The 14,586-nt window shown below is 63.6% G+C and carries 12 protein-coding genes; 7 read left to right on the top strand and 5 right to left on the bottom strand.

The genetic code is table 11. The features are described 5' to 3' along the window. Positions 1–96 precede the first annotated feature (96 nt). The 4 genes from glsA to XH96_RS23170 all read right to left on the bottom strand — a co-directional run bounded on the left by glsA (position 97) and on the right by XH96_RS23170 (position 5,843). Entirely contained in the window at positions 97–1,944 is a 1,848-nt protein-coding gene (glsA, locus tag XH96_RS23185) for a glutaminase A (protein WP_194387827.1), read from the bottom strand. A 21-nt stretch (positions 1,945–1,965) separates the two neighbouring features. Continuing rightward, positions 1,966–4,041 (bottom strand): TRAP transporter permease, encoded by a 2,076-nt coding sequence (locus XH96_RS23180; RefSeq protein ID WP_194387826.1) that lies wholly within the window; start codon positions 4,039–4,041, stop codon positions 1,966–1,968. 247 nt (positions 4,042–4,288) lie between these two features. Then, entirely contained in the window at positions 4,289–5,455 is a 1,167-nt protein-coding gene (locus tag XH96_RS23175) for a TAXI family TRAP transporter solute-binding subunit (protein WP_194387825.1), read from the bottom strand. Positions 5,456–5,621: 166 nt separating this feature from the next. After that, positions 5,622–5,843, bottom strand: coding sequence for an acetyl-CoA carboxylase biotin carboxyl carrier protein subunit (locus XH96_RS23170; RefSeq protein WP_194387824.1), 222 nt, complete (start codon positions 5,841–5,843; stop codon positions 5,622–5,624). Positions 5,844–5,937: 94 nt separating this feature from the next. On the opposite strand from XH96_RS23170, the gene XH96_RS23165 reads away from it, so the two are divergent. The 4 genes from XH96_RS23165 to XH96_RS23150 all read left to right on the top strand — a co-directional run bounded on the left by XH96_RS23165 (position 5,938) and on the right by XH96_RS23150 (position 11,036). Next, entirely contained in the window at positions 5,938–6,912 is a 975-nt protein-coding gene (locus XH96_RS23165) for an IclR family transcriptional regulator (RefSeq protein WP_194387823.1), read from the top strand. Then, positions 6,842–8,401, top strand: coding sequence for an acyl-CoA carboxylase subunit beta (locus XH96_RS23160; protein ID WP_194387822.1), 1,560 nt, complete (start codon positions 6,842–6,844; stop codon positions 8,399–8,401). The genes XH96_RS23165 and XH96_RS23160 overlap by 71 nt, the downstream gene beginning before the upstream one ends. Positions 8,402–8,493: 92 nt before the next feature. Beyond that, positions 8,494–10,191, top strand: coding sequence for a GMC family oxidoreductase (locus XH96_RS23155; RefSeq protein WP_194387821.1), 1,698 nt, complete (start codon positions 8,494–8,496; stop codon positions 10,189–10,191). A gap of 251 nt (positions 10,192–10,442) precedes the next feature. Then, positions 10,443–11,036, top strand: a complete 594-nt coding sequence (locus tag XH96_RS23150; protein ID WP_194387820.1) for a hypothetical protein — start codon at positions 10,443–10,445, stop codon at positions 11,034–11,036. On the opposite strand, the gene XH96_RS23145 is transcribed toward XH96_RS23150, so the two are convergent. Continuing rightward, positions 11,008–11,421 carry an FAD-binding oxidoreductase gene (locus XH96_RS23145; protein ID WP_246789710.1) on the bottom strand — a complete coding sequence of 138 codons (414 nt, stop codon included), beginning with the start codon at positions 11,419–11,421 and terminating at the stop codon, positions 11,008–11,010. The two genes, XH96_RS23150 and XH96_RS23145, sit on opposite strands and share 29 nt — an antisense overlap. A gap of 512 nt (positions 11,422–11,933) precedes the next feature. Between XH96_RS23145 and XH96_RS23140 the strand changes: the two genes are divergently transcribed. Genes XH96_RS23140 through XH96_RS23130 form a run of 3 tightly spaced genes read left to right on the top strand, consistent with a single transcriptional unit; the run spans position 11,934 to position 14,581 of the window. Further along, positions 11,934–13,361 (top strand): TadE/TadG family type IV pilus assembly protein, encoded by a 1,428-nt coding sequence (locus XH96_RS23140; RefSeq protein WP_194387819.1) that lies wholly within the window; start codon positions 11,934–11,936, stop codon positions 13,359–13,361. A 9-nt stretch (positions 13,362–13,370) separates the two neighbouring features. Beyond that, positions 13,371–13,928 (top strand): TadE/TadG family type IV pilus assembly protein, encoded by a 558-nt coding sequence (locus tag XH96_RS23135; RefSeq protein WP_194387818.1) that lies wholly within the window; start codon positions 13,371–13,373, stop codon positions 13,926–13,928. Then, positions 13,928–14,581 carry a TadE/TadG family type IV pilus assembly protein gene (locus XH96_RS23130; RefSeq protein ID WP_194387817.1) on the top strand — a complete coding sequence of 218 codons (654 nt, stop codon included), beginning with the start codon at positions 13,928–13,930 and terminating at the stop codon, positions 14,579–14,581. The genes XH96_RS23135 and XH96_RS23130 overlap by 1 nt, the downstream gene beginning before the upstream one ends. Positions 14,582–14,586: the final 5 nt, after the last annotated feature.

Genomic DNA, 14,586 nt, shown 5'->3' with positions numbered 1-14,586 from the left:
CCGGGCTTGTCCCGGCCATCCACGTCTTGCCAAGCAGTACGAAGCCCGGGACAAGCCCGGGCATGACGACTTCTTGTGGAACAGCGTCGGCGCTCATTACGTCGACGTCAGAATATCCACCTTCGCGTTGGCGACGATCAGGCGGTCGGCCAGCAGCTGGGCGAGGTTGCGCATGATGCATTCGCTGGCGCGTGGATGCTGCTTGCGGAAGCGTTCGAAATCCTTCAGCGACACCTCGCATGCGGTTGCCGCCATGTCGGCTGACACGTCGGCAGAACGCGTTGCCTCCAGCAGTGCCATCTCGCCGAATGCCATGCCGGCGGTGAGCGTCGCGAGCCTGATGCCGTCGGGCAAGGTGACGTGCACCGCGCCGCTGCGCAGGAAGTACAGGGCATCCGCAGGATCGCCGGTCGTGAGAATCTTCGCGCCGGACTGATAGGTCCTGACGGTGCAGAGCGAGGCGAGATCCGTCAGCTCTTCCTCGCTCAGCCCCGTCAGCAGTGGCTGCTCGGCGAGCTCCGTGGTCTCGTGAAAATCGATCGAGCCGCCGTAGCGATACACGATCTGGTCTTCGGCCCATTCGATCGCGGTGTCGAGCAGGTAGAAGTCGCGGACGTTCTTCAGCTCGGCGGTCCATTCACGCAACGTGTTCCATTCCTTGGAGGCACGCCTGACGCCTGACAGCACGACGGTCACGTTCAGCGCCGCAAGCTCCTCGAACGCTTCGGCGACCAGCCGCGCGCCGGCACGCGTGGTCGAGGTCACGCGGTGCAGATCGAAGATTACGAATTGCGGCCGCGGCCGGCCGGCAAGGCGCCGCGAGACGTAGTCGACCGCGGACAGCGACAGCGTGCCGACCAGCTCGATGATCCGCACCTCCTGTTCGTGCGCCGCCAAGATCTCGCGCTCCTGCGGGCGGCGTACGCGACGCGACGGGCTCTTGCCGATGTCGTAGTCCGCGATGACGGCGTTGCGCGCGTCGTCGCTGCGGTTGAGCATGTGAAGATCGTAATGTGAGGACAGCGCCTCGCACACCTTGATGCCGCGCACGCTGTTGCCGTGCTTGTCGAGGCGCGGTGAATAGCTGCCGAGTCCGAGGCGAGCGGGCAGGGCGGCCAGGATGCCGCCACCGACGCCGCTCTTGGCGGGAATGCCGATGCGGTAGATCCACTCGCCGGCATAGTCGTACATGCCCGACGACGTCATCACCGAGAGCGTGCGCGAGATCGCGTAAGCGCTCAGCACCTGCTCGCCCGTGACAGGATTGACGCCGCGATTGGCGAGCGTGGCCGCCATCACCGCGATGTCACGCGCGGTGACCAGCACGGCGCATTGCCGGAAATAGACGTCGAGGACACCGGCGACATTGTCCGAGATGACCGCATTGGTCTTCAGCAGATAGCCGATGGCGCGGTTGCGGTCGCCGGTCTGGCTTTCGGAAGCATAGACGGCCTCGTCGAGCGCGAGGTCGCGTCCGGCAAAGCGGCTGAGCGCAGTGCGAATCTGCTCGAAGGCCTCCACGCCCTTGCTGTCGTAGATCAGCCCGGTGCAGGCGATCGCGCCGGCATTGACCATCGGGTTGAACGGATGGTTGTCGGAATTGAGCCGGATCGAGTTGAAGGGATCGCCCGATGGCTCGACGCCGATCGCGCTCTCGACCGTCCCGGCGCCGAGCAGGTCCAGCGCCAGAGCGAACACGAAGGGTTTTGACATCGATTGGATGGTGAAGGGCACCCGGCTGTCGCCCACTTCATAGACATGGCCGTCCAGTGTGGCGAGGCTGATGCCGAAATAGGCAGGGTCGGCCTTGCCGAGCTCGGGAATGTAGTCGGCGACATGGCCCGAGGTCTCGGCGGAGAATTCGCTGAGGCAATTGTCCAGGAACCGCAGCAAAGGCGGTTTTGAGCGGGTCCAGGCGGAGGCGGCGGGCAGGTGCGGCTTCATCGCCGCACTTGTGCAACGCAATTAAGGCACGCGCAACCCGTCCGGCATCACAGGCTGGCGTCGGACCAGAAGAAGCGCGATCAAGATCGTCGGCAGCAGGATCGCGAGGCCCAGCAAGGTCACCTGCATCTGTGACAGCGGCATGATCCCGCCGCCGGGGGTCGCCACCACGAAGCCGCCGATCACGAGCAGCACGCGAATGGGCCATTCCAGCGCGCCGGCCCCGCGGAGGTCGCCGACGAAGGGCTGGTAGCCCTGGATGCCGCCGCAGATGAACAGCGTTCCGAAGGCGGCGAGCCCCATCAGGCCGAGGCCGGCGAGATAGGGGCTCGGCCCTTGCAGCACCAGCGCCGGATTGAGCACGAAGAAGAACGGCAGGAAATAGATGATGCTGCCGACCCACATCGATTCCCAGCCCGTCTTCATCGCCGGCGAGCCGGCGATGCCTGCGGCCGCGAAGGAGGCGATCGCAACCGGCGGCGTGATCGACGACAGCATGCCCCAGTAGAAGATGAACATGTGCACGGCCATGCGGTTGAGACCGAGCTTCTCCAGCGCCGGCGCGACCAGGATGGCGAGGAAGATGTAGCAGGCCGTCGTCGTCAGCCCGAGGCCGAGAATGAGGCTGGTGAGCGCGCACATCGCCAGCAGCAGGAAGGGATTGTCGCCGGCGATGTGCAGGAGGTCGTTGGCAAGGCTCGAGACGACGCCGGTCATCGAAAACGCGCCGATCAGCAGGCCGCAGCCGGCGAGGATGCCGACGAGCTCCACGAAGGTGCGTCCGTTCACCTCGAGGAATTTGCCGATCGTCGCCAACGTCCAGCGCGTGTCCTTGGAGAAGAACTGGTTGAGGACCAGCAGCAGCGCGGTTGCATAGAACGGCGCGTGGCTCTCGCGCTTGAAGTAGAGCAGCATCACGATCAGGAGCGCGATGACGAAAACGTAGTACCACCCGTCCTTGATCGTATCCATGATCCGCGGCAGCTCGGCGCGCGGAATGCCCTTCAGCTTGTGGCGGGCTGCATAGGCGTCGACTTGCATGAACAGGCCGACATAATACAGCACGGCGGGGATGATGGCGGCGATTGCGACGTCGGCGTAGCTGACATTGAGGAACTGCGCGATCACGAAGGCCGTGGCGCCCATCACCGGCGGCGCCAGCACCGCGCCTGTGGAGGCGCAGGCCTCGATCGCGGCAGCATAGGAGGCGCGAAAGCCGCTTTTCTTCATGACGGGGATGGTCATGGTGCCGGCGGTCAGCACGTTGGAGATGATCGAGCCCGACATCATGCCGAGCAGGCCGCTGGCGAAGATGCAGACTTTCGCCGCGCCGCCACGGAAGGTGCCGCACAGCGCGAAGGCGAGGTTGATGAAGAATTTTCCGGCCCCGGTCATCATCAGCGCGGTGCCGAATACGAGGAAGCCGATGACGGTGTCGGCAAAGGCCTGGATGGGAATGCCGAGCAGGCTTTCGCCCGACAGCACGTGATAGGCGGTCGCCTGCTCCAGGGTCGATTGCGTGCCGCGGAACGGACCGAGCCAGCCGGCTTCGGCAAACAGCGGATAGACCGTGAAGGGCAAGACGCTCAGCAGCAGGCTCCAGCCGCCGGTGCGTCGCAGCGCCTCCATCAGCATCGCCCACATCACGAGGCCGGCGGCGATGACGCCCGTCGGCGCGCCGCCAAATTCCCAGCCGGCTTCCGCCGCCTTGCGCACGTTCGACATCAGCACGAGCGCCGCCGCGAAGGTCGCGAGGAACAGGACGAGGTCGTACCAGGGAATGCGATCGAGCGGGGCACGCCCCGTGCCGGGAAAGATCAGGAAGGTGAAGGGCAGCATCAAGGCGATCAGGAGGTAGAAATACTCCGTGTTGAGCTGGGTGTAGCCGATGAAGAAGCGCAGCGAGAATTGCTGATTGATGCAGAGCAGGATCGTCGCCGCGGTCGCTGCCACCAGTGCCCAGCGCCAGGGGCCGCGAAGTGCGCGCACGCGCGTGACCTCCGCCTCCTGCATGTTGCCGGCGGCGCCATGCGGATCGTCGAACACGATCCGCTTGGCCTCGTCTTGCGGGGCGGTGGTGGTGGAAGAAGACATCATCGATCCCGCGCGTGGGCTAGCTAACTAGCGACTAAAGCAGAGAGGCCGTTGGTTGAATCGAGGGCGGCCGCGAACTCGCTTAACCTCTCCCGCTTGCGGGAGAGGTCGCGCCGAAGGCGCGGGTGAGGGCTTTCTCCTCCGGGGGATTGTCCCATTGCAGAGACACCCTTTCCCCAACCCTCTCCCGCAAGCGGGAGAGGGAGCGCACTTCTCGCGGCTCAGCCATCAAGCCCAACAACATTGCGCTCTATTCCTCGAAACCATTCGGCATGCCGGCTTTGGCAAGCGCCGCCGCGCGGGCCTTCATCCAGCCGTCGAGGAAAGCCTTGTCGTCGGACGGCGGGTTGGACTTGCCAAAATCGCCCCACGCGGCCGCCAGCACCTCCTGGCGCTTGATCAGCTTGTTGTTGTGCGCCTCCTGCGAGTCGCTCCATTGCCCGGCTTCCTTCAGCGCCTTCACCGCGCCGGGATGGACCGGCACCACCCAGTTCTTGGTCTGGCGATCGGCGGCGAGACCGCCGGCACCGGGCGCCGAATCCTTGTAGGCGTCGTAATTGACGATCATCGCCTTGGTGATCGCATAGACCTGGTCGGCCGGTTGCGAGGCGTAGGCGACGAAGATCGGGTAGGGATAGTTGCCGAGCTCGACCGGCTTTTGCGGCGAGATGCCGGCGCCGCAGGTCGCAAGCTGCGGGAAGAAGAACGAGCCGACCTTCTGCATGCGCACCCAGCCCTCCTTGTCGTTGGCGGGCAGGGGCGGCCAGATCAGGCCGCGCGGCGAGGTCTCGGCCTCCTTGGCAGGGCCGGTGATGGTGGTGCCGAAGGCGGCATCGACATCGTTGTTGATGAGGCCCTTCCACATCGCGCCGTAGCTGGCGAACTCGACGGGCTTGACGTCCTTCTGCGTCAGCCCGGCGAAGGCGAGCACCGCGAGCGAGTTCTGGTTCAGCGCGGGCGAGCCGACCACGAAGCCGACGCGCTTGCCCTTGAGGTCCTTCAGCTCCTTCACGCCGGTGTCGGCGGCGACCCCGAGCGAGGCGCAATTGCAGTCGACGGTCGAGAGCAGGGTCTGCAGCGGCTGCGGTCCCCATTCCTTAGAGCCGAACTCGAACACACCTTCTTGCGCGAAGTAGGTGCCCGATCCCATCGCCGATGAGGCCGCGCGCTTGGCGCGCAATGGCGCGAGGCGGGCGACGTCGTTGCCTGCGGGGAGCACGCGCACGTCGGTGCCGTACTTGTCCTTCATCATCTTGCCGACGCCGACCGCGATGTTGAAGCCGGCGGTTCCGGTGTCATAGGCCGTGAAGGTCAATGTCGCCGGCAGCTTGATGTCCTCGGCGAACGAATAGCGTGTAGACGCAAAAGAAATGCCCGCTACCAAGGCAGGCGCGAGCACGAGCAGCCCACGAAGCATGTTTCCCTCCAATGATCCTCGCTTGCTTGCGAGGGTTTTCTTTCTTTGTTTGAAACAACGTTTTGTTTGCAACAGATCATGTCACCGCAATCAAGCGATGGCAACGTCGTACCGAGCATTCGGGAATGAGCCTGACAGATTGTCGCGGAAATCGCGGAGAATACTGTCAGTTCGCGACGATCGCGATCGCCTGTCCCTCGGCAACCACGTCGTCGAGCTTCACCAGAAGCGATGTGATTGTGCCGCTCGCGGGCGAGGGCACGGGAATCTCCATCTTCATTGCTTCGACAACTACAACGTCATCGCCATCCGCAACGGTTCCTCCAACTTGCACGGGAGTTGCGCAGATGCGTCCCGCGATCTCCGTGACGATCTTAATTTCTGGCATGCCATCGCCTTTTTGTTGTCGTCGCAAAATGCCTGAGGTAGCGTCGTCTGCAAGTGGAATTTAATTCCGCAGAGCGGAACAGGCGGTAGGGAACATGGGACGACGTTCGGAGCGGTTGAGTAGGCAAGGCGCGCTCGCTGGCGATGCCGGCGAAGGTGATGTCATCCAGGTGGTCTCGCGCGCGTTCGACGTGTTGAGATGTTTCGAGGGCCACGATAGCAGGCTCGGCAATCTCGAGATTTCAAACCGCTGCGGTCTGCCGCGTTCGACGGTGTCGCGGCTCACGCACACGCTGACCCGCATGGGCCAGCTCGTCTATCTGCCGCGCGATCAGAAATATCGCATCGGCCCGAGCGCGGTGGCGATGAGCGCCTCGATGATGAAGGGCGCACAGCTGCGCAGCATGATCCGGCAGCGGCTGCAGGAAGTGGCCGAGCAATTGCCGGGCACCGTCGGCTTCGTCGTCCCCGATCGCTTCCATCTCGTCTATCTCCAGTTCGCGCGCTCGCCCTCTGCACTCGGCTTGCACGAGGGCACCGGCAGCCGCATCGCGATGGCCTCGACCGCGGCAGGCGCAGCCTACACGGCGGCATTATCGCCGGAAGTCGGCGATGCCTTCATTGCTGAGATGGAGCGCGAAGCGCCCGAGGCTGCGAAGATTCTCAAACCTCGCATCGAGGCCAATAGGCAGTCGTTGCGCGAGCGTGGCTATGTCGTTGCCTGCGGCCTGTGGAGCCCGCACATCAACGGCCTCGCGGTGCCGATCTGGTCGCCGCAATACCAGACCTTCGTCGTCATCACGATCGGCCTCCTGGCTGCGATGTATGACGAGCAGCGTCTGCATGCCGAAGTCGCTCCGCTGATGCTGGAGCTTGGCCGCTCGCTCGGCAGCCTGATGGAAGGCGCGGAGGGCGACGCCTTCAGCAACCGTATTTCGCGTAAGCCGGTCGCCATGGCCGTGCACAACAATAACAAGCCGATCAATTCGGAGGGAGTGAATGAACTGGAAGCCGGAACTCGACGAGCTCGCCCGGCGCGAAGCCTTCGCGCGGGAGATGGGCGGCGTTGACAAGGTCAAGCGACAGCATGACCAGGGCCGGCTGACTGTTCGGGAGCGTATCGACAAGCTGATCGACAAGGGCAGCTTTCACGAGATCGGTGCCGTCTCCGGCATCGGTGAGTACGATTCCAGCGGCGAGCTGCAGAAACTGACGCCGGCCAACTGCGTGTTCGGCCGCGCGCGCGTTGACGACCGCACCGTCGTCGTGGTCGGCGACGATTTCACGGTGCGTGGCGGCTCGGCCGATGCATCGATCTCCGCAAAGCCGCTGATGGCGGAGGAGATGGCGCACGACTTCCGCCTGCCCATCGTCCGCATCATCGAGGGCTCCGGCGGCGGTGGCTCGGTCAAGACCATCGAGACCAAGGGGGCGGCGAACCTGCCCGGCGGCATCGGCGGCACGCGCTGGTATCGCTTCACGACGGAAAATCTGTCGCGCGTGCCGGTGGTCGCCCTCGGCCTCGGCTCGGTGGCGGGCCTGGGTGCGGCGCGTCTTGCCGCCAGCCACTATTCCATCATGACCCGGAAATCCGCGATGTTCGTCGCCGGGCCGCCGGTGGTGAAGGCGCTGGGGCAGGATCTCACGAAGGAGGAGCTCGGCGGCGCCGACATACAGACCCGCGCCGGCGCGGTCGATCATGCCGTCGACACCGAGGAGGAGGCCTTTGCCTGCGCGCGGCGTTTCCTGTCCTATCTGCCATCGTCGGTCTACGAGCTGCCGCCGACCTTGCCCTGCACCGACAATCCGGAGCGCGGCGACGAAGCGCTGATGAATGCGGTGCCGCGCAACCGCAAGCAGGTCTACAAGATGCGGCCGATCATCGAGTCCGTCGTCGACAGGGGCTCGTTCTTCGAGGTTGCCAGGAATTTCGGCAAGCCGATCATTGTCGGTCTCGCCCGGCTCGAGGGCAGGGCGGTGCTGCTGCTGGCCAGCGACAGCTTTCACTATGGCGGCTCCTGGACGGCCGATGCCTGCCAGAAAGTGGTGCGCTGGGTCGATTTTGCTGAAACCTTCCATCTGCCGATCGTCTATCTCATGGACTGCCCCGGCTTCATGATCGGCCTCGACGCCGAGAAGGCGGCCACCATCCGCCACGGCGTGCGCGCCATGGCAGCCGTCAACCAGACCACGGTGCCCTGGTGCACCGTGATCCTGCGCAACGCCTTCGGCGTCGCCGGCGTCGTGCATCAGCCCGCCGACCGCTTCTCGATCCGCTACGCCTGGCCGTCGGCCTATTGGGGCTCGCTCCCGCTCGAAGGCGGCATCGAAGCCGCCTACCGCGCCGACATCGACGCGGCGGAAGACAAAGCGGCGAAGCTAAAGGAGATCGAGGAACGGCTCAACAGGCTGCGCTCGCCGTTCCGCTCGGCCGAAAAATTCTGGGTCGAGGAGATCATCGATCCCAGGAAGACGCGGTCGCTGCTGTGCGAGTTCGCCCGGCTGGCGGAGCCCTTGCGCAAGCCGGGGCCGCCGGAGAACTTTTCGATCCGGCCATAGGGCAGCGGATGTCATTGCGAGCGTCGCAGAGCAATCCAGAAACTCAATAACGCGCGACGCTCCGACGAAGAGAACAAGAGGAAGCGCCAATCGTGTACGACTTCATCATCGTGGGCGGCGGCTCGGCCGGGTCCGTGCTGGCCCACCGGCTCTCCGCAAGAAGCGCCAACAAGGTCCTGCTGTGCGAGGCCGGACAGGACACTCCGCCCGGCAACGAGCCGGCCGAGATCAGGGACAGCTATCCCGGCACGGCCTATTTCGATCCGCGCTTTCACTGGACCGAGCTCAAGGTCACGACGCAGGTCGTCAGTCACAACAATCCGAACGAATCGCGTCCCCCGTTACGCAAATACGAACAGGCGCGCGTGCTGGGCGGCGGCTCGTCGATCAACGGCCAGATGGCCAATCGCGGCGCGCCGACCGATTACGATGAATGGGAGGCGCGGGGCGCCGAGGGGTGGAGCTGGAACGACGTTCTGCCCTTCTTCAAGAAGGTCGAGCGCGACCTCGACTTCGACGGACCGTATCACGGCAAGGACGGCCGGATCCCGGTGCGCCGTATCCCGCGGGAGCATTGGACGCAGCATTCGCAGGCTTTCGCGCAGGCCTTCCAGCAGGCCGGGCATCAATTCGTGCCCGACCAGAATGGCGAGTTCGTCGACGGCTATTTTCCGGTGACGCATTCCAACCAGGCCGAGCAGCGCGTCTCCGCCGCGATGGGCTATCTCGATCGCGACACCCGCAAGCGCGCCAATCTCACCCTCTCCACCAACACGCAGGTGCGCGAGCTTTTGTTTGAAGGCACGCAATGCGTCGGCGTGAAGGCTATCGTCGACGGACACGAGCAGGAATTCCGGGGCCGCGAGATCATCCTCTCCAGCGGAGCCATTCATTCGCCGGCGCATCTGCTTCGCGCCGGCATCGGTCCGGTCGGTCACCTCAAGGATTTGGGGATTCCCGTGCTGATGGGGCTGCCGGGCGTCGGCCAGCGCCTGATGGATCATCCCTCGATCTCGTTGTCGTCCTTCGTCCGCCGCGGCGCCCGCATGAACGGGCACACCAGGCGCCACATGCAGCTCGGCCTGCGCTATTCCTCGGGTCTTGCCGGCGTGCCGAAAGGCGACATGTTCGTGGTCCTGCTCTCCAAGTCGGCCTGGCACGCGGTCGGTGAACAGATCGGCTCGCTCCTGACCTTCGTCAACAAGACCTATTCCGAGACCGGACAGGTCAAGCTGGCCTCGCGCGATCCTGCCGCGGAGCCGATCGTCGAGTTCAACCTGCTGTCCGACCGGCGCGATCTCGACCGCCTGATGAGCGGCTTCCGCAAGATGGCGGCCATTCAAATGAGCGACGTCGTCAGGAAGGTGACGGACAAGCCGTTCCCGGCTGCCTACACCGACAAGGTCCGCAAGATCGGCGTGGTCAACACCAGGAACAAGATTCTCACCACGATCGCCGCGGCGCTGATGGACGGGCCGGCGGCGCTGCGTCATTACATGATCGACAATTTCGTGGTGGAAGGCTTCACCTTCGACCAGGTGATGAACGACGACGAGGCGCTGGAAGCTTTCGTGCGCAAGGCGACCATCGGCGTGTGGCACGCGTCCTGCTCTTGCCGCATGGGCAGGGCCGACGATCCCATGGCGGTGGTCGACAGCCAGGGCCGGGTCAGGGGCGTGCAGGGCCTGCGCGTCGTCGACGCCTCGATCTTCCCGGTGGTGCCGTGCGCCAACACCAACTTTCCGGTCCTGATGTCGGCGGAGAAGATCGCGGCCGCGATGATGCAGTGAGCGGCAGCGGGTTTTGCATTCGCAACGCTCCAAATGCGAATCTGACCTGATTGCATGCAGCAAGATTGACCCGCTGAGCGGGCATTCGTGCGCCGCGAGTTAATCATCTCGGTCGCTACGTGTAGGCTATGACGATTGCCGGCCGTGTCGCGCAATGCAGTCGGTTTTCAGCCGGCCTTTAGTCCCATTTCAGCCAAACTGTATTTGTTTCTCATGATCCGGGGCAGGGTCTCTCATTTGGAGTCCTTGCAATGTTCAAGCGAGTATTTTCTGCGTGCCTCTTCATTGTCCTCGGTTCTGTTGCTTCGGAAGCCCGTCCTTATCGCATCCACCAAGCTCCTGAATGCAATGTCACCATGCCCTGCGACTTCTCGTATTCGCAGACGCGACGCGAGCGGACTTCGCGATCCTTGTCAGCTTCCAGATCTTCACCGGTTTCCAGGTCCTCGCTGCAAGCCTACCGCTCGACGCAACTGACGGTGACTGATGCGGGGGGCACGGCCACGTCGGCGACCGTCTCCGGTGTCTCCGGCGCTCGGATTGTCGGTGGCCGTCCGGCCGGTTGTCCCTCGTCCTTCTGCGGCTGCGGCGCGGCGCTGCGCGTGTTTGGCCGGATCGTGCCGGAATTGAATCTTGCGGCCAACTGGCTGCGCTTTCCGCGGACATCACCCGCACCAGGAATGGTTGCTGCGCGACGAGGACACGTCTTCGTGCTGGAGCAGCACCTCGGGGGCGACGTCTGGATGGCCTATGACGCCAACTCGGGCGGGCGCGCGACGCGAATCCACGCACGTTCACTGCGAGGGTATACGATCGTCAATCCCCGTGGCGGTTCGGTGGCTTGAGGACAGCTAACACCACGCTCGACAAAACCACGGAGGGTCGCAACATCTTTGCGGCCCTTCCACGCTGCACCAATTCTTGGCGCGTCATCGCGTAGCCGACGGGGTCGACATCCAGCACGCGGTTCATGCGGCCCAGCGACAGCACGATGCCGGTGTGCGTAGGCCAGGGCGTGACCCCGGTGTTGCCACCCTGTGGTACGACCGCGACGCCGTGCTCATGGCAGGGCCGGACCACGTTCGACACGTCCTCGGTACTGCCGGGACGAACGGCGGCGCCGGCACCGCCGACCAGCAATCCCCGCCAATCCGTTACGAACGGCTGTTTACCATGCTCGTCCTCGATCAGGCCCTTCTGCCCGATGATCGCGCGCGGTGAATCGCGCATTCGGGCGGTTCGCGGAGCGGTTGGAATGATGAGTTCGGGCGGACCGGCAGCCGGCATTTGCCTAGGGTATTTTCCACGTTTGCGCCGTGGATTCTAACGGCAATAGGGTTCTTGGCCCGGAAAGCCCGGCAAGCAGGGCGTTTTTTGCATCGACAGCTGTTCTAGGGGGCGTTTTCGGCGGTCTCGTTTGAGCCGCCGCCCGCGCCAGGCGCGCTTGACGCGCTCTTCGTCTGCCGGTGCACGTCGTGTACCCGCCGGCACCTTGCGCATGATCCCGTTAACCGTCGATCTCTGCAATCGCGTTTAAGCCACGTTAATGATGCTTTCTCAATACGATACATCGCACTTTGTTGCGGTCCATGTTTGTCGATCGCCCGTAAGTGTTGATTAAGAAGGCCAAATCCATATTGCAGCCCGCGATGTGGGGGCGATCGCAGCAATGCTGCGGCCTCTCCCATCACGAGATTTCAGGGAAGTTTTTTGCCGTAACGACGGCAATCAGGATGTAGGTCATGCTCCGCCGCGCAGTGCTCCGTTTCGGGAGTGATCGGAAGGCCAACGTCGCCATCATCTTCGCGCTCATGATGGTTCCGACCATCTTTCTTTTGGGCATGACGCTCGACTACACATTGGCTTTGCGTAAGCGCGAGCAGTTGAACGCCGCCGCCGACGCCGCCGCGATCGCAGCCGTGCGGCCGGCGATGTTGACGCAGACCGACACCGCCGTCGTCAAGGCGACCGCGGAAGCGGTCTTCGCAGCGAAGGCGAATCTTCCCGGCCTGTCTTCGGTCCCGACGCCGACTGTCACCGTCACTGATACCGGTCTCGCCCGCACGATCACGGTGTCCTACACCGCGCAGTCCATCAACAATTTCCCCGGTGTTCTCGGCAAGCAGACCTGGCAGGTCAACGGATCCGCCACGGCGCGGGCGTCCAGCGCGCCCAACATGAACTTCTACCTGTTGTTGGATGACTCTCCGTCGATGGCGATCGCAGCGACTCAGACCGACATCAACAACATGATTACGGCCACGAAGAATCAGCCTAGCGGTTCGAAGAACTGCGCGTTCGCCTGTCATGAGACGAACCCTCAGAAAGACAGCGGCGCCACCTCGTCGACTAAGGATAACCTCACCATCGCGCGCAACAACAACATCACGCTGCGCATCGACCTCGTGCAGAATGCCGTTACACAGTTGCTGAAGGGGCCCTGGACGTGCCCGCAGTCGAGTGTGTCGGGAGGCGTGATGCAGTGCATGGCCGCGCTCAACAATACGACGTACAAAGCCGCCATCTATACCTTCGACTACGCCCTCAACACGATTCAAACGCTGACCACCCCGGACACCGCCGCCACGAAGATCGCCAACATTCAGCTGATGAAGGTCGACCACCAGAACTGCATCATTGTCAACAGCAGTGGCAACTGCGTCTACACGACCGACTACGGCACGGATATCTCGGGCGGGCTCACGGGAGTCAACACCATCATGCCCAATCCCGGCACCGGGACCAACCAGGCGAACGATACACCGCAGGAGGTGGTCTTCCTCGTTACCGACGGCGTCGAAGACAAGCTGATGCCCAAGCCCGGTACCTGCGACGCGGCCGCCACCTATCCGCTCCCGACGGGTAGCAGCACGACCGTGCGATGCCAGCAGCCGCTCAATACGACGATCTGCACGACGATCAAGAACCGCGGCATTCGCATCGCGGTGCTCTACACCGAGTATCTGCAATTGCCGACCGACAGCTGGTACAACAGCCGTATCGCGCAATTCAATAATCCGTCCTCATCGACGGGCACGATCGCGCAACGGCTGCAATCATGCGCCTCGCCCGGTCTGTACGCGAGTGTTCAGACTGGCGGCGACATTTCCGAGGCGCTGACCAACCTGTTCCTCAAGGTCGCATCCAGCACGGCCAGCCTCGTGAAGTAGAGAAGAGCCATGACGGGCCCCGCCGCAACGACCATGAGACGCCGCAATCGCTGTGCCGCCTTCGCTCGGGACAAGAGAGGCGCGACGGCTGTGGAATTCGCGCTGGTCGCTGCGCCGTTCCTCGCGCTCATCATTGCGCTGATCCAGACGTTCCTCGTTTTCTTCGCCCAGCAGACGCTCGAAACCATCGTGCGCCAGTCGGCGCGCCTCGTCATGACCGGACAGGTTCAATCCGCCCAGATGACGCAGGCGGCGTTCAAGCAGAAGGTCTGCGAGCAGATCGTGATCCTGTTCAATTGCAGCGGCCTCATGGTCGACATGCAGGTGGCGACCTCGTGGACGTCCGCGAACACGGGAATGCCGACCCTGACCTTCGACAGTTCGGGCAAGGTCACCAATACCTGGCAATACGACCCCGGCGATACCGGCGATATCGTCGTGCTCCGCGTCATGTATGTCTGGCCGGTCGTGCTCGGGCCGCTCGGCTTCAATCTCTCGAACCTCAGCAACGGCAACCGGCTGATCATGTCGTCCGCCGCGTTCCAGAACGAGCCAGGAGGCTCCTGATGATCTCCGCCCTGTCATCTCGCGCCCGGCACCTGTTGGCCGATGACCGCGCCGTTGCAGCGACGGAGTTCGCCATTGTGGTGCCGTTCATGCTGGTGCTCTATGTCGGCGGCGTCGAGCTCGGCAACGGGCTTGCCATGAACGTCAAGGTCAGCGCGACCGCGCACAGTGTTGCCGACATGGTCACGCAGAACACGGCCGTCACCTCGTCTCAGATGGACGGCATTCTCGCGGCTGCGAGCGCCATCATGGCTCCCTATCCGACCAAGAGCGGCAGCACCTCCTTGATGACGATCACGGTTTCGGGCGTGTCGACCGACAGCAACGGCAATGCGACGGTGCAATGGAGCACGTCGACCAGCTCGACGGGCGCGAGACAGAAGGGTACCCCGATGACCTTGTCGAAGTTCACGGGGCCGAGCGGTACCACCAACGCCAACATCTCGCTCGTGCTGAGCGAGGTGACCTATGATTATGCGCCCAACCTCGGCTTCACCATCGCCGGCACAGTGAAGCTGTCCGACAGCTACTATCTGTTCCCCCGCTGCTCGACCAACAGCCCGGCCACCTCGAGCTTTCCCTATTACGACGTGAAATATCCGGCGACCAAGACCTGCACCTGCGTCGAGCATTTGCAGAAGAAGACCTGTTGATCGAC

This window comes from Bradyrhizobium sp. CCBAU 51765 (assembly GCF_015291725.1).
Classification (GTDB): domain Bacteria; phylum Pseudomonadota; class Alphaproteobacteria; order Rhizobiales; family Xanthobacteraceae; genus Bradyrhizobium; species Bradyrhizobium liaoningense.
This window is presented reverse-complemented; position numbering and strand designations above follow the sequence as displayed.

What these genes read in the sequence shown, in the direction of transcription:
- glsA (WP_194387827.1), bottom strand. Translation starts at nt 1,944, where the DNA reads ATGAAGCCGCACCTGCCCGCCGCCTCCGCCTGGACCCGCTCAAAACCG.
- XH96_RS23180 (WP_194387826.1), bottom strand. Translation starts at nt 4,041, where the DNA reads ATGATGTCTTCTTCCACCACCACCGCCCCGCAAGACGAGGCCAAGCGG.
- XH96_RS23175 (WP_194387825.1), bottom strand. Translation starts at nt 5,455, where the DNA reads ATGCTTCGTGGGCTGCTCGTGCTCGCGCCTGCCTTGGTAGCGGGCATT.
- XH96_RS23170 (WP_194387824.1), bottom strand. Translation starts at nt 5,843, where the DNA reads ATGCCAGAAATTAAGATCGTCACGGAGATCGCGGGACGCATCTGCGCA.
- XH96_RS23165 (WP_194387823.1), top strand. Translation starts at nt 5,938, where the DNA reads ATGGGACGACGTTCGGAGCGGTTGAGTAGGCAAGGCGCGCTCGCTGGC.
- XH96_RS23160 (WP_194387822.1), top strand. Translation starts at nt 6,842, where the DNA reads ATGAACTGGAAGCCGGAACTCGACGAGCTCGCCCGGCGCGAAGCCTTC.
- XH96_RS23150 (WP_194387820.1), top strand. Translation starts at nt 10,443, where the DNA reads ATGTTCAAGCGAGTATTTTCTGCGTGCCTCTTCATTGTCCTCGGTTCT.
- XH96_RS23145 (WP_246789710.1), bottom strand. Translation starts at nt 11,421, where the DNA reads ATGCGCGATTCACCGCGCGCGATCATCGGGCAGAAGGGCCTGATCGAG.
- XH96_RS23140 (WP_194387819.1), top strand. Translation starts at nt 11,934, where the DNA reads ATGCTCCGCCGCGCAGTGCTCCGTTTCGGGAGTGATCGGAAGGCCAAC.
- XH96_RS23135 (WP_194387818.1), top strand. Translation starts at nt 13,371, where the DNA reads ATGACGGGCCCCGCCGCAACGACCATGAGACGCCGCAATCGCTGTGCC.
- XH96_RS23130 (WP_194387817.1), top strand. Translation starts at nt 13,928, where the DNA reads ATGATCTCCGCCCTGTCATCTCGCGCCCGGCACCTGTTGGCCGATGAC.